We start from the raw sequence: 13,909 nt of genomic DNA on the forward strand, positions 1-13,909 counted from the left end.
ATGAACCTGGCCAATCCGTGGCGCCGCCCGCCCGGCGTGCCGGCCTGCGAACCACCGCGCGCGGAGGGCTGTTTCTTCTTGCCGGACGGACGCCGGCTGGGCTACGCCGAGTTCGGTGATCCGTCCGGGCCGGTAGTGCTGTGGTTCCACGGCACGCCGGGTGGGCGGCGGCAACTGCCGATCGTCGGGCGCCGCGCCGCCGAACGGCTCGGTCTGCGGGTGGTGCTGGTGGAACGTCCCGGCTCGGGATTGTCCGATCCGCATGTGCTGCCCGACGTCGGCGCCTGGGCCGACGACGTCGTGCACGTGGCCGACGCGCTGGGCGCCGAGCGGATCGGCGTCGCGGGGTTGTCCGGCGGTGGACCGTATGCGCTGGCGTGTGCGGGCATGCCGGCGCTGGCGCACCGGGTGGCCGCGGTGGCCGTGCTGGGCGGCGTCACACCCGCGGTCGGTCCGGAGGCGTCCTGCCGCGGCGCGATCGAACTGTCCCGGCGGTTCGCGCCGGCGTTCTCGACCATGCGCCGGCCGTGGGCCGCCATCATGGCGGCGCTGGTCTACCCGGTGATTCCGCTTGCGCACCTGGCCTATTCAGGACTGGGCTCGGCGCTGCCCGAAGGCGACCAGAAGGTGTTCGCCGACCCGGACATCGAGGCCATGTTCATCGACGACATCGTGCACGCGGTGCGCGGCGGATTTCAGGCGATGCTGGACGACGCCCGGCTGTTCGGCCGGGACTGGGGCTTCCGGCTGGCCGACGTCAAGGTTCCGGTGCGCTGGTGGCACGGAGATGCGGACTCGATCGTCTCGCTGCAGGACGCCCAGGTCGCAGTCCAGCACCTGCCCGATGTCGAGCTGATCCTGATGCCCGAGGAAAGCCACCTGGGCGGGTTCGCGGCCGCCGACGACGTGCTGTCGTTCCTGCGCTCACACCTGTAAGCCGGCTCAGAGCCGGTACATCTCGCGCGCCATCGCGGCGTCTTCGATGACCCGACTACGCAGTTCCGGGTAGCGCCGGCGGGTGCGCCGCGGCGCGGCCCGGAGCGCGGCCGTCGCTGTGGGCCTGCCCAGGCTCCAGCGCGCCATTTGGCGCACCAAAGTGGCGAGCAGCCGTCGTGCACCGATCGGATTCGCTGCGACTACACCCATGATCGTTCACCTCACTGTTGATTCCTCGCCGACCGTTACCGATCATGTTTCAGAACCTAGCATAAGATTTTGAAGTGATAAATAGATTTTTGAGTTCAATGCAGAAAAGTGAGCTGCGGGTAGCATGGCTGGCATGTCGCGAAAGACCTACGGACAGTTCTGCGGCCTGGCGCACGCCCTCGACGTCGTCGGGGAGCGCTGGACGCTGCTGATCGTGCGAGAACTGAACACCGGCCCCAAGCGCTACACCGAACTAGCCGCCGCACTACCCGGCATCGGCACCAGCTTGCTGGCGTCCCGGATGCGACAACTTGAGGCCGACGACGTCATCGAGCGTCGACTGGACCCCGACTCCCCCGGCTCGACGGTGGTCTACGCGTTGTCTGAATCCGGCCGCGAACTCGCCGACGCGCTCGTCCCGCTGGCGATCTGGGGGGCGCGCCACCCGATGACCGGCGCCGACCCGAGCCAAGAGGTGTTCCGCGCCGAGTGGCTGGTGGGATTCCTGGCGGCCGACCTACGGGTTTGGGGCCCAACCGATTTCACCGCCAGCTTCGAATTCCACATCGATGACAGCGTCGCCTGCCTGGTGGCTGACCGGGGCGAGGTCCGGGTGCGACCCGGTCCGCACGACGGGGACGCCGACGCCACCGTGCACACCAGCGCGACGACCATCGCGGCGATCGTCGCGGGAAAACTCAGCGTCTCCGATGCGGTGGCCGAGGGCCTACTCGACCTCGCCGGTGACGGCTCCGCTGCCGCCGTGCTGCTCCAGGTCGTCGAGAATCGCACCGGCACCCCGGTCGACGCGGGCTGAGCACCCGGCGCTGTCCGGTTGTTTACCTGACCGCGGGACGGGAACCCGTTTCGACAGGCCATGAAGTCAGCAATCGAGATCCTCGCCGTGCTGCTCGCCGGCCCCATGGTCGGCGTGGAGATCTCCGTCGCCGCATTCGCCAACCCGGAGTTCGCCCGGCTACCCGACGACGCGTTCCGGGAAGCGCGCAGTCACAGCAGTCGCGTGCTCGGCAAGGTGATGCCGTTCTGGTACATCGGCACGTTGCTGGTGCTGATCGCAGCGGCCATCGTGACCGGCGACTGGCTGGTCATCACCGCCGCGGTGTTGATGGCGCTGGTGGTGCTGTTGACCGTCACCATGATGGTGCCGATCAACAATCAGATCGGCCGCTGGACGGACCAGGAGGTACCGTCCCGAGATTTGGCCGCCCGCTGGGACCGGCTGCATTGGATTCGGGTGGCCGCGCTGGTCGTGATGCTCGTGCTGCTCACCGTCGCCGTCGTGGGCTGAGGTCGTCTCAGTCGGCGCCCACGTAACGCAGCTGGATCACGTTGTCGACCAGGGTGGCAGGCTGACCCTGCGGACCCATCGCGGCTCGCTCGACGGTTTCCACCCGTGTTCGCTCCCAGTGCGCGGCATCGAGATTCAGCGAATCCACCACCTCCTGGGCGGACGGGAACTCGAATTCGTGCACGCCCGTGGGCGCCCAACTCGGGGCAGCACCGTGGTCCACGATCAACAGGCGCCCGCCGGGTGCGACCGCCTCGGCGGCGCGGCGTAACAGCGGCACTCGGTCCAAGGCCACCGGCGAGTGCAGGAACTGCGCGGACACCAGGTCGAAGCGGCCGTCCGGAAAGGTCTCGGTCAGGTCATGGCGGGCGAAGGCGACCCGTTCGGACACGCCGCGCGCGGCGGCGTCGTCGGCGGCTCGCTGCAGCGCGGTGCCCGAGACGTCGACGCCGAGGACCTGCCAGCCCTGCTCGGCCAGCCAGATGACGTCGCCGCCCTCTCCGCAGCCGACGTCGAGCGCACGGCCAACCGGCAGGGTGGCGGCGATCTCGGCGAGTTGCTTGTTCACCCGGCCGCTCCAGACCCGGTCGCGGGCGCCGTAGTGGTCTTCCCAGTACTGCCGGGCGTCGGAGGTGTCGGTATCGGTCATGGCGTCAGCTTGCCGATCCCGATGCCACAGTGACAAGCTTTCTTGCCATGCAGGCAAAAGACGGCGCGTCGGATGTCGACGCCGTGGTTCGGCGCCGGTTGCGCGAACTGCGGACCCAAGCCGGTCTCACACTCGATGACGTGGCCCGCCGCGCTCAGATCGATGTCTCGACGCTGAGCCGGCTGGAATCCGGCAAACGCCGGTTGGCGCTGGATCATCTGCCGCGGTTGGCCGCGGCGTTGTCGGTGAGCACCGATGAGCTGCTGCGCATCCCGCAGGCCGAGGACCCGCGGGTCACCGGCGCCTCGCACACCCACGACGGCGTCACGTTCTGGCCGCTGACCCGCCAGGGTCCGGCCGCCGGATTGCACGCCTTCAAGATCAGGGTCAGCCCGCGCCGCCGCACACCGCCGGTCACGCTGCCGGTGCACGAGGGCCGGGATTGGTTGTACGTGCTCTCCGGGAAGCTGCGGCTGCTGCTGGGTGAGCAGGACTTCATCGTCAATCCCGGTGAAGCCGTGGAGTTTTCCACCCGCACTCCGCATTGGTTCGGTGCGGTCGACGGGCCGGTGGAGGCGATCACCATCTTCGGGCCGCACGGCGAGCAGCTGCATCTGCATTCGTGATCTCGATAGCCGGCTATCCGTAGTTGCCGAAGGTCAGCACCAGGTCCCACGGCGTCAAGCCCCAGGTTGCGATCGCGTCCAACATGATTCTCGGTGCGACGCCGATGGTCTCGTCATTGGCCGCTGCGGTGAGGGTGGCGCCGGGCTCGCCTTCGACGATGTGCGGTTGCCAGATGGTGGATTGCCGCGGTGGTGGAACGGTCTCGATCACAGATGTCACGGGGTCGTCCTGCGGGAGCAGGGCGAACAGGCAGTACGGCTCGGGTGGGGCGTCCCCACCACCCGTTTCCACCACCAGGAATTCGTGGTTGGAAACGCAGTACCGGACCGCTTGGGTGAGCACGGCCAGCACGTCCTCGAGGGTGGAATCGCCCGGCGCGGACGGGGAGGCCAACGGAAACGGATAGCCCTCGAACTGGGTCCCTCCTGTCCCGTCCGGCTGCGGCCTGCGCGCAATGAACATGGTTGCGGTTTCGGCGGACAACAGCGCAACCTCACGAAGTCGACCCGGCTCGTGCAGGGTCCGCGCTATCGCACCGGTACCTTGCGCCGAACGAAGGCGCTCGCCGTCCGGAATCGACCACAGCCGCGGGGGCCCGTCTTCGGTCCACGTCCGCACCAGCCCGCCGGCGCACAGACTCAGCTGGGCCGTCGACAACGTGTCACCGGCCTGCAGCGGAAAATCGTCCCCCACCGGCGCTCCCTTCTGCTACCGGGCCGAGTCTGACACGAAGGTCAGACCCCGCCGATGCTTGATGTGCAGACGGCCGCGCCCGGGAATGCAATCAGGCCCCCTCGAAAGGGGGCCTGATCTGGTGTGGCAGGTACAGGATTCGAACCTGTGTAGGCGTAAGCCGACGGATTTACAGTCCGCTCCCATTGGCCGCTCGGGCAACCTGCCTGGTGTATTCGCGCCGCGCCCGGGGTGCCCCAGGTTTGGTGCGAATAGCAGGGTACAACGAGGATGTACCCAACACGAAAACGGCCATCTGAGCAGAGGGGACGGATCCAATGGCGGATTCATCGTTCGACGTCGTGAGCAAGGTCGATCGCCAGGAGGTCGACAACGCGCTCAACCAGGCCGCCAAGGAGCTGGCCACCCGGTTCGACTTCCGCGGCACCGACACCACCATCGCCTGGAAGGGCGAGGAAGCCATCGAGTTGGTCAGCTCCACCGAAGAGCGCCTCAAGGCCGCCGTCGACGTCTTCAAGGAGAAGCTGGTCCGCCGCGACATCTCGATGAAGGCCTTCGACGCCGGCGAGCCGCAGCCCAGCGGCAAGACCTACAAGCTCACCGGCGGGCTCAAGCAGGGCATCGACTCCGAGAACGCCAAGAAGATCACCAAGCTGATCCGCGACGAGGGCCCCAAGGGCGTCAAGACGCAGATCCAGGGCGAGGAGATCCGGGTCAGCTCCAAGAAGCGCGACGACCTGCAGACCGTCATCGCACTGCTCAAGGGCGCCGACCTCGAGGTTGCGCTGCAGTTCGTCAACTACCGCTGACCGGTTCGACCCCGCCGCCGCGGCAGCCGGCAGGGGCCGCGGCGCGCCGGCGCCGCAGTGTCCTATCGTGGGCAGTGACGCACACCACATCCTCCGAAGTCGAGGTCGCTAGATGACGGTCGCTCCCACCCCCGATGCCATGCAGCCGGCCGACGCCGCCGAGGATCGCTTCGACGTCGTGATCATCGGTGCCGGGATCTCCGGCATCGGTGCTGCCTACCGGCTCACCGAGCGCGATCCGGCGACGCGCTACGTGGTGCTCGAGCGCCGCGCGCGGATCGGCGGCACCTGGGATCTGTTCCGCTACCCCGGCGTTCGCTCGGACAGCTCGATCTTCGGCCTCAGCCTGCCGTACGAGCCGTGGCAGCGGCCCGAGGGCGTGGCCGACGGGGCGGACATCCGCGAGTACCTCACCAACGCCGCACGCAAGTACGGCATCGACCGGCACATCCGGTTCGGCACGCATGTCCGCAGCGCCGACTGGGATTCGACTACCGACACCTGGACGGTGCGCGTCGAGCAGGACGGCGCCGAGAAGACCTACCGGGCGAACTTCGTGTTCTTCGGCAGCGGCTACTACGACTACGACAACCCGTACGTGCCGGACTTCCCCGGCATCGAACAGTTCGGCGGGCAGGTGGTCAACCCGCAGCACTGGCCCGAGGACCTCGACTACGCCGGCAAACGGATCGTGGTGATCGGCAGCGGCGCCACCGCGGTGACGTTGGTGCCGGCGCTGGCGCAGACCGCGGCCAAGGTGGTCATGCTGCAGCGCTCCCCCACCTACATCGCGCCGGGGCCGCGCATCACCGCGGTGCCCAACCTGGCCCGAAAGATCCTGCCGCGCCGCGTGGCTCACACCTTCGCGCGCTACTACGCGGCCGCCGTCGAAACGCTGACCTACATCCTGTGCCAACGGTTCCCCACCCTGATGAAGCACTTCTTCCGCCGCAAGGCCGTCAAGAACCTGCCCGCCGGCTACCCGATCGACGTGCACTTCAAGCCGCGCTACAACCCGTGGGATCAGCGCGCCTGCCTCGACGCCGACGCCGACCTGTTCGGCGCGGTCGCGCAGGGCCGGGTCGAGATGGTGACCGACCGGATCGAGCGGTTCGACGGCACCGGGATCTGGTTGCAGTCCGGTCAGCACCTGCCGGCCGACATCGTCGCCACCGCCACCGGGTTGCAGCTGCTCGCGCTCGGCGGGGTGCGGATCAGCCTGGACGGCACCGAGATCGATCCGACCGACCGGTTCGTCTACAAGGCGCACATGCTCGACGGCGTGCCGAACCTGGCCTGGTGTGTCGGCTACACCAACCAGTCCTGGACGCTGCGTGCCGACATGACCGCCCAGCAGGTGGCAAAGCTGTTGGCGTTCATGAAATCCCGCGGGTACACCCACGCCTACCCACTGCTGCCCGACGAGCCGATGCAGGAGAAGTTCGCCTGGGATCTGCAGGCCGGATACGTGCTGCGCGCGCCCCACGCGCTGCCCAAGTCGGGCACCCGGCGGCCGTGGAACGTGCGGCAGAACTTCTTCGCCGACGCCGTCGATCACCGTTTCGACCGCATCGACGAGCAGATGGTGTTCGGCCGGGTCGCCCAACGCGCCGAACTGAGCGCCTGACCCGACCCGCCGCGGGAAGTTGCCCAAGTTCGGCTCACCGAACCAGACCCGGCAATAGGGTGACCGTCATGGCACCAGCGAAGCGCGAGCCCAACGTCGTCGTCCTGGGTGGAGGTTCCTGGGGAACCACGGTCGCAGCCATCTGCGCGCGCCGCGGGCCCACGCTGCAATGGGTGCGCTCAGCCGACACTGCCGCCGACATCAACGACAACCACCGCAACAGCCGCTACCTCGGCGAGGAGGTGGCGCTGCCGGAGTCGCTGCGCGCCACCACCGACTTCTCCGACGCCGCCGGATGCGCCGACGTCATCGTGATGGGTGTCCCCTCGCACGGCTTCCGCGGCGTGCTCACCGAGCTCGCCAAGGAGCTGCGCCCGTGGGTGCCGGTGGTGTCGTTGGTCAAGGGTCTCGAGCAGGGCACCAACATGCGGATGAGCCAGGTGGTCAACGAGGTGCTGCCCGGTCACCCGGCCGGCATCCTGGCCGGCCCCAACATCGCCCGCGAGGTGGCCGAGGGTTACGCCGCGGCCGCGGTGCTCGCGATGCCCGACCAGAGCCTGGCGGCCACCCTGGCGAACTTGTTCCGCACCAAGCGATTCCGCACGTACACCACCGATGACGTGGTGGGCGTGGAGATGGCCGGCGCGCTGAAGAACGTCTATGCGATCGCGGTGGGCATGGGTTACTCGCTGGGCATCGGGGAGAACACCCGCGCCATGGTGATGGCCCGCGCGGTGGCCGAGATGTCGAAGTTGGGCGAGGCCGTCGGCGGCAACCGGGACACCTTCGCCGGTCTGGCCGGCATGGGTGATCTGATCGTCACCTGCACCAGCCAGCGCAGCCGCAACCGGCACGTCGGCGAACAGCTGGGTCAGGGCAAGAAGATCGAGGAGATCATCGAGTCGATGAACCAGGTCGCCGAGGGCGTCAAGGCCGCCAGCGTGATCATGGAGTTCGCAGACCAGTACGGCCTGAACATGCCGATCGCCCGCGAGGTCGACGGCGTGATCAACAAGGGCGCCACCGTGGAACAGGCCTACCGGGGTCTGATCGCCGACAAGCCCGGCCACGAGGTGCACGGCTCCGGCTTCTGACCCGCCGCCCTCAGCGCTGGCAGGACAGGTCGATGTGGACGGTGGTGTAGTGCACTGCCGGGCGGTTGTCGCCCCATCGGTTCGGCCGGCTGCCCACCACGTCGCGGCCCGGGCGCACCGCGGTGACGCTGCAGTCGTCGATCGCGCCGTTGCCGACCTTGCTGACGATCACCCGGTAGCCGTCGGCCTGTAGTTTGCCGATGGTTTCCTGCGCGGTCTCGCCGGTGGGGGCCGCCATCGCCGGGACGGCCAGTGCCAGTGCGCCGGCGAGCACCAGCCCGCTGACCGCCACCGCGTTCCGCATTTTCGGGAAATCCTGCTTCGACATGTGAACTCCTTTGTCCCGGTACGTCCTACACATCCGAAAGTAGGGCGATCGCGCAGCGGCACAAAGCAATTCATATTTCGCCCATATATAGAATGGGCATGTCTCATTCAAATATGCATTTCATATTTGTCGTTCAACTGAGAGCGCGGGTAATCGCGTGGTGAAGACGGTTCTCCCGGGCTTCGACGCCACGGCAACCGAACCGTTGTGCGCATCGGCGATGGAGTAGACGATCGCCAAACCCAAACCGTAACTACCCAACTGGCGCGATCGGGATTTATCCACCCGGACGAAGCGTCCGAACAGATTCGGCAGCACTTCGGCCGGAATTCCGGGCCCGTCGTCGGAGACGCTCAGCTCGACGGTGCCGGCGCCCGGGCGGCGCAACGCCGTCACAACCGTCACGCCGGGCGGGGTGTGCATGTGCGCATTGACCAACAGGTTGCTGACCAGCTGGTGCAAGCGGGCTCGATCGCCGCGCACCCACACTGCATCCTCGGGAAGTTCGGTGACCCAGTGATGCTCGGGCGCGGACACCGAGACGTCGTTGACGGCGTCGGTCACCAGGCCGCACAGATCGACGTCCTCGGAGTCCAGGTCATGGCGTTCGTCCAGCCGGGACAACAGCAACAGATCGTTGACCAACGACGTCATGCGCCGGGACTCCGATTCGATCCGGGCCAGGGCGTACTCGGTGGTCTCGGGCAGCACCGCGGAGTCCTGCCGGGTCAGCTCGGCGTAGCCCTGGATGGCAGCCAGCGGCGTGCGCAGCTCATGGCTGGCGTCGGTGAGGAACTGGCGCATCCGTCGATCGGCTTCGGCACGTTGGGCCAGTGCGTCGTCGACGTTGTCCAACAGCCGGTTCAGGGCCCGGGCGACGATCCCCACGTCGCTGGCAGGGTCGACGTCCCGCGGATCGACGCGCACGGTGATGCGATCGGACGGTTGCCCCAGCGACAGCGCCGCAACCTGGCCCGCGGTGGCCGCGACCCGACGCAGCGGCCGCAGTGCGAAGCGAACGATGACCACGGTGACCACCGCGGTCACCACCAGCGCGATCAGCACCAGGATGATCACCGTCACCGACTTGCGGGCAATGGCGTTGAGCGCACGATCCAGCGAAACCCCGGACACCAGGCGGTCACCGTCCCCGAGGTCATGGCTCAGCACCCGGTAGGCACCTAGTTCGCCGAGGCGCACCGATTGCGGCTCGTCATCCCAGCGCACACCTTCGATGGCCCCGACTGCCTCCCGGGCCGCCGGCTGCGCCTCGCCGTCGGAGAACACCGCCGACTGCACCACCTGTCCGTCGTGCAGTACGGCGATCAGGTTGCCCGGCGCCTGGCCGGTGTATCCGGAGAGCTCCGAGCCGATCGGGCCGTCGTGGGCGGCCGGATGCAGATGCTTCTTGTCGTAGGTGTGCTGGAAGGCCGCCAGCGAGTTGCTCACCTCGGTGTCACCGGCTGCGATCACGTACTCGCGCAGGCTCCATACCGTCAGCGCGCCGACCGCCAGCAGCACCACGCTGACCAGCGTGGTGACACCCAGCACGAGTTGGCGCCGCAGCGTTCGCGGCCACCAGCGCCGGCGCAGCAGGCTCACGCCGGGGGCCGGAGCAGGTAACCCACACCGCGCACCGTCTCGATCATCGGTGCCCGGCCCGCGTCGACCTTCTTACGCAGGTACGAGATGTAGAGGTCGACGATGCTCGACCGGCCGCCGAAACTGTAGTTCCACACCCGGTCCAGGATCTCGTCACGGGTCAGCGCCCGGCGCGGGTTGCGCATCAGATAGCGCAGCAGCTCGAACTCGGTGGCAGTCAGCGACAGCCGTTCGCCGCCTCGGGTCACCTCACGGCTGGTCCCGGTCAGCACCAAATCGCCCACCTTGAGCACTTCGTCCTCCGGTGCCGACAAGCGCGCCGACCGACGCAGCAGCCCGCGCATCCGCGCCACCAGCTCTTCGAGGCTGAACGGCTTGGTCATGTAGTCATCGGCGCCGGCGGTCAGACCGGCCACCCGGTCCATCACCGAATCCCGGGCGGTCAAGAACAGCGTCGGCGTGTAGGCGTCGGACTCCCTGACCTGCTGCAGGATCTGCAGACCGTCCACGTCGGGCAGCATGATGTCGAGCACCAACACATCGGGATTCACCTCGTGGAACTTGGTGATCGCCTCCTGCCCGTCCAGGGCCACCTCGACCTGCCAACCCTCGTAATGCAGGGCCATCTTCACCAGGTGGGTCAGCGCCGGTTCGTCATCGACCAACAGCACCCTGATGGGCGAGCCGTCCGGACGGTGGATCCGCGGCAACTGTCCGAGGATCGCCTGGCGGGGCTGGTGGGAACGGGGTGTCACCGACATCGTTGTCATGTACTCATTGTCCCGAGCACATATGTGAATGTCACAATTCTCATATCTGCTTCCTATCTGCGCCAGTCAGCGCGACTTACCTGCACGAAAATTCGCGACCGCCATCACAGTGTTCAAAACTGTTCACTGCCAATCACTTACACGTATTCATTGTGCGTGATCGTTTCTGAGAGTTTCTCAGATTTGGAGTTTCTATGGATCCTCCGACACCGCTTGACCGCCTCTGCATTCGATAAATACCGTTGCCCCAAGCGAATTAGTGCATCACGGCACTTGCTCATCAAATCTGTTGCAACACAGCACCTTCTGCAGGTATCGCGGGCCATCCCGGGGGCACCGATGAAGTGCCCCGAACGATTGGAGACTCCGATTCAACAACGACCAGCGGCCGAGAAAGCGCAACCGCGACTCGCCGACCGGATCCGGCCGATCCTGCGTCATGACCTGCCGGCGTCGTTGGTGGTGTTCCTGGTGGCCTTGCCGCTGTCGCTGGGCATCGCGGTGGCATCCGATGCACCGGTGATGGCCGGCATCATCGCGGCGATCGTCGGCGGCATCCTGGCCGGCGCACTGGGCGGCTCGCCACTTCAGGTCAGTGGCCCGGCGGCCGGTCTGACCGTGGTGGTCGCCGGACTGGTGTCGCAATTCGGCTGGGCGGTCACCTGCGCCATCACGGTGTGCGCCGGCGTCCTGCAGGTGCTGTTCGGCCTGGCCCGGGTTGCGCGCGCCGCGCTGGCGATCTCCCCCGTCGTGGTGCACGCGATGCTGGCCGGGATCGGCATCACCATTGCGCTGCAGCAGGTCCACGTGTTGCTGGGCGGCAGCTCGCGCAGTTCGGCGTGGGCCAATGTCACCGAACTGCCCGCTCAGATCCTCGACGCGCACGGCAGCGGTCTGCTTCTGGGGCTGGTGGTCATCACGATCATGGTCGGGTGGCGCTGGGTGCCCGCGCCGTTGTCCAAGGTGCCCGGGCCGTTGGCGGCAATCGTGGCAGCCACCACCATTTCGGTGGTCTTCCCGTTCACGGTGCCCCGCATCGCGCTGGACGGCTCATTGCTGGATGCCCTGGCGCTGCCCGGCCTGCCGGACGGCAACTGGGGCGCTTTCGCTGCAGGTGTCCTGACGGTGGCCTTGATCGCCAGCGTGGAGAGCCTGCTGTCGGCGGTGTCGGTGGATCGGCTGCATGCCGGACCGCGCACGAACTTCGACCGCGAGATGATCGGCCAGGGGGCCGCCAACATCGCCTCCGGCGCAATGGGTGGACTCCCGGTCACCGGGGTGATCGTGCGCAGCACCGCCAACGTCGCCGCGGGTGCCCGCACCCGGGCGTCGAGCATCTTGCACGGCGTCTGGATCCTGGCGTTCGCGCTTCCGTTCGCGGCACTGGCCAGCAAGATACCGATGGCCGCCCTCGCCGGACTGCTGATCGTGATCGGTATCCAGCTGGTCAAACGCGCGCACATCGAAACTGCCTTGCGCACAGGTGATCTGGCGGTCTACGTGGTGACCGTCGCAGGTGTGGTGTTCCTCAACCTGCTGGAGGGCGTGTTGATCGGCCTGGCCTTGGCGGTGGCGCTGACGCTGTGGCGGGTGGTGCGCGCCCGGATCCACGCAGAGCAAACCGACGACGACGAATGGCATGTCGTGGTCGAGGGATCGTGCTCATTCCTGGCGCTGCCCAGGCTGACCTCGACGTTGGCGTCGGTTCCGGCCGGCGCCCGGGTAACCGTGGAGGTGACCGTCGACTTCATCGACCATGCCGCACATCAGACGCTCGACGAATGGCAGCGCAGCCACGTCGCCGCCGGCGGCACGGTGCACCTCCGCAATCTGGGCGCGGCCGAAATGGACAGTGCCGTACAGGGTCCGCCGAGTCGGGCGTTCACCCCGATCGATCAGCGCACCGGTGTGGCGCCCTGGGATTCCTGGCAGCATTCCCGTCAGCAGCGCAACGGCAGCGCAGTCCTGCACGGCCTGGACGTCTACCACCGCCGCACCGCGCCGCTGATGCGGCCCCATCTCGAGAAACTGGCCCACGCGCAGCGGCCCGAGACGCTGTTCATCACCTGCGCCGATTCCCGGGTGGTGCCCAACGTCATCACCTGCAGCGGACCCGGTGATCTGTTCACCGTGCGCAACGTCGGGAACCTGATCCCGGCCGACCGGCTCGACGAATCCACCGAGGCCGCGCTGGCGTTCGCTGTCGAACTGCTCGGGGTGTCATCGATCGTGGTGTGCGGTCACTCCAGCTGCGGGGCGATGAAAGCGCTCATTTCCCAACCGGATTCAGAACCGGGCGACCCCCTGGCTGCGTGGTTGCGGCACGGCGAGACCACACTGCAGGCGTTCGACGACGGTGCGCACCCGGTGGCCAGGGCCGCCGCACGCGACGGCTTGGGCACCGTCGACCAGTTGAGCATGGTCAACATTGCGGTACAGGTCGAGACCTTGCTGAAGCACCCGGTGGTCGCGGCGGCGCGTCGGGTCCGCGACCTCGAGGTGATCGGGTTGTTCTACGACATCCCGAGCGCCCAGGCCCTGCCGGTGCGCCCGGTTCTGGTCAGCTCACCCGAAGTGGCCAAGAGCGCGTGACGGGGCCGGCTGGCTGCCTTCCGCGGGTGTCCGACTGTAATCAGAGCGAAATATCGGCCAATTCTTCGCTCTCAGTACGGGCACTGACCGCGGGATGCGCACCTAGTTTGCGAATGGGTTGGTGCCCTCGGGGCGGGCCAGCAGCGGCGGACTGTCGAACGTGTAGCTGTCGGTCGGCGACACCACGAAGCCGGTCTGGTCCTGGTGGTTCAGGCAGGTGGTGGTGGCCACGCCGTCGGTGGCGCAGCTGATGTTGCGGAAGCTCAGCCGGGTGTTGGCCGGCAGTTCCCGGACCGGGCGCAGCGCATCGAAGATGGGCCGGTCCGCCTTCGAGAAGCCCGGGGCCCCGCGGCTGCCGCCCGAGACCACGTTGGAGCCGCCCGGGGCGTTCGGCAGCACTCCGCTGCAGCCGTAGGAGCCGTTGGTGCGGTCGATCGCGCAGACCAGGCCGTCGGGCGTGCCGAATGCGTAGTACTTGTCCTGGGCAGCGGAGTACTCGACCGGGCTGATCGGTGGCAACACGTTGAGGTTGGGCAGCGCTGGGGCCACGTCGGGGTCGGCGACGGCCGAACCGGGCCACAGCAGCGCCGTGGCGGCCGCGCCGATCAGGAGGGTGACTACTTTGCCAAGCACGTGGTTCACACTAGGTCTTCGCGCCGGGCC

General features: G+C 67.5%; 15 protein-coding genes and 1 tRNA gene. 8 read left to right on the forward strand and 8 right to left on the reverse strand.

Going from position 1 to position 13,909, the window contains the following annotated elements:
* Positions 1-936, forward strand: a 936-nt coding sequence (locus AC5Y3P_RS16780) for an alpha/beta fold hydrolase (RefSeq protein ID WP_500047056.1), incomplete at its 5' end; no start/stop codon positions are given.
* 6 nt (positions 937-942) lie between these two features.
* On the opposite strand, the gene AC5Y3P_RS16785 is transcribed toward AC5Y3P_RS16780, so the two are convergent.
* Positions 943-1,146 (reverse strand): hypothetical protein, encoded by a 204-nt coding sequence (locus tag AC5Y3P_RS16785; protein WP_500047057.1) that lies wholly within the window; start codon positions 1,144-1,146, stop codon positions 943-945.
* A 133-nt stretch (positions 1,147-1,279) separates the two neighbouring features.
* Between AC5Y3P_RS16785 and AC5Y3P_RS16790 the strand changes: the two genes are divergently transcribed.
* Positions 1,280-1,963 (forward strand): winged helix-turn-helix transcriptional regulator, encoded by a 684-nt coding sequence (locus AC5Y3P_RS16790; protein WP_500047058.1) that lies wholly within the window; start codon positions 1,280-1,282, stop codon positions 1,961-1,963.
* Between the two features lie 60 nt (positions 1,964-2,023).
* Entirely contained in the window at positions 2,024-2,455 is a 432-nt protein-coding gene (locus tag AC5Y3P_RS16795) for an anthrone oxygenase family protein (RefSeq protein WP_500047059.1), read from the forward strand.
* Positions 2,456-2,462: 7 nt separating this feature from the next.
* On the opposite strand, the gene AC5Y3P_RS16800 is transcribed toward AC5Y3P_RS16795, so the two are convergent.
* Positions 2,463-3,104, reverse strand: a complete 642-nt coding sequence (locus tag AC5Y3P_RS16800) for an SAM-dependent methyltransferase (RefSeq protein ID WP_500047060.1) — start codon at positions 3,102-3,104, stop codon at positions 2,463-2,465.
* Positions 3,105-3,151: 47 nt separating this feature from the next.
* Here AC5Y3P_RS16800 and AC5Y3P_RS16805 point away from each other — a divergent pair, with 47 nt between their 5' ends.
* The gene (locus AC5Y3P_RS16805; protein WP_500047061.1) at positions 3,152-3,730 is read left to right on the forward strand and encodes a helix-turn-helix domain-containing protein; all 579 of its coding nucleotides are present in this window, start codon (positions 3,152-3,154) and stop codon (positions 3,728-3,730) included.
* Between the two features lie 13 nt (positions 3,731-3,743).
* Here AC5Y3P_RS16805 and AC5Y3P_RS16810 read toward each other — a convergent pair whose 3' ends face one another.
* Positions 3,744-4,424: a hypothetical protein gene (locus tag AC5Y3P_RS16810; RefSeq protein ID WP_500047062.1), complete on the reverse strand. Its 681-nt coding sequence runs from the start codon at positions 4,422-4,424 to the stop codon at positions 3,744-3,746.
* A gap of 124 nt (positions 4,425-4,548) precedes the next feature.
* Positions 4,549-4,631 (reverse strand) — tRNA-Tyr (locus AC5Y3P_RS16815).
* 110 nt (positions 4,632-4,741) lie between these two features.
* Here AC5Y3P_RS16815 and AC5Y3P_RS16820 point away from each other — a divergent pair.
* From AC5Y3P_RS16820 to AC5Y3P_RS16830, 3 genes are all read left to right on the forward strand, one after another.
* Positions 4,742-5,233 (forward strand): YajQ family cyclic di-GMP-binding protein, encoded by a 492-nt coding sequence (locus tag AC5Y3P_RS16820; RefSeq protein WP_500047063.1) that lies wholly within the window; start codon positions 4,742-4,744, stop codon positions 5,231-5,233.
* Between the two features lie 112 nt (positions 5,234-5,345).
* Positions 5,346-6,860, forward strand: coding sequence for a flavin-containing monooxygenase (locus AC5Y3P_RS16825; protein WP_500047064.1), 1,515 nt, complete (start codon positions 5,346-5,348; stop codon positions 6,858-6,860).
* Positions 6,861-6,928: 68 nt separating this feature from the next.
* A complete protein-coding gene (locus AC5Y3P_RS16830; protein ID WP_500047065.1) occupies positions 6,929-7,954 on the forward strand; it encodes an NAD(P)H-dependent glycerol-3-phosphate dehydrogenase in 1,026 nt (341 codons plus the stop codon).
* Between the two features lie 10 nt (positions 7,955-7,964).
* Here the strand turns inward: AC5Y3P_RS16830 and AC5Y3P_RS16835 are convergent, their stop codons facing one another.
* From AC5Y3P_RS16835 to AC5Y3P_RS16845, 3 genes are all read right to left on the reverse strand, one after another.
* Positions 7,965-8,282: a hypothetical protein gene (locus AC5Y3P_RS16835; RefSeq protein ID WP_500047066.1), complete on the reverse strand. Its 318-nt coding sequence runs from the start codon at positions 8,280-8,282 to the stop codon at positions 7,965-7,967.
* A 120-nt stretch (positions 8,283-8,402) separates the two neighbouring features.
* Positions 8,403-9,884, reverse strand: coding sequence for a sensor histidine kinase (locus tag AC5Y3P_RS16840; RefSeq protein WP_500047067.1), 1,482 nt, complete (start codon positions 9,882-9,884; stop codon positions 8,403-8,405).
* Positions 9,881-10,654, reverse strand: coding sequence for a response regulator transcription factor (locus AC5Y3P_RS16845; RefSeq protein ID WP_500047068.1), 774 nt, complete (start codon positions 10,652-10,654; stop codon positions 9,881-9,883). The genes AC5Y3P_RS16840 and AC5Y3P_RS16845 overlap by 4 nt, the downstream gene beginning before the upstream one ends.
* A 357-nt stretch (positions 10,655-11,011) precedes the next feature.
* Here AC5Y3P_RS16845 and AC5Y3P_RS16850 point away from each other — a divergent pair, with 357 nt between their 5' ends.
* Positions 11,012-13,246 carry a SulP family inorganic anion transporter gene (locus AC5Y3P_RS16850; protein ID WP_500047069.1) on the forward strand — a complete coding sequence of 745 codons (2,235 nt, stop codon included), beginning with the start codon at positions 11,012-11,014 and terminating at the stop codon, positions 13,244-13,246.
* A gap of 102 nt (positions 13,247-13,348) precedes the next feature.
* Here AC5Y3P_RS16850 and AC5Y3P_RS16855 read toward each other — a convergent pair whose 3' ends face one another.
* Positions 13,349-13,879, reverse strand: coding sequence for a hypothetical protein (locus tag AC5Y3P_RS16855; RefSeq protein WP_500047070.1), 531 nt, complete (start codon positions 13,877-13,879; stop codon positions 13,349-13,351).
* Positions 13,880-13,909: the final 30 nt, after the last annotated feature.

Source organism: Mycobacterium sp. NGS45, assembly GCF_059812645.1.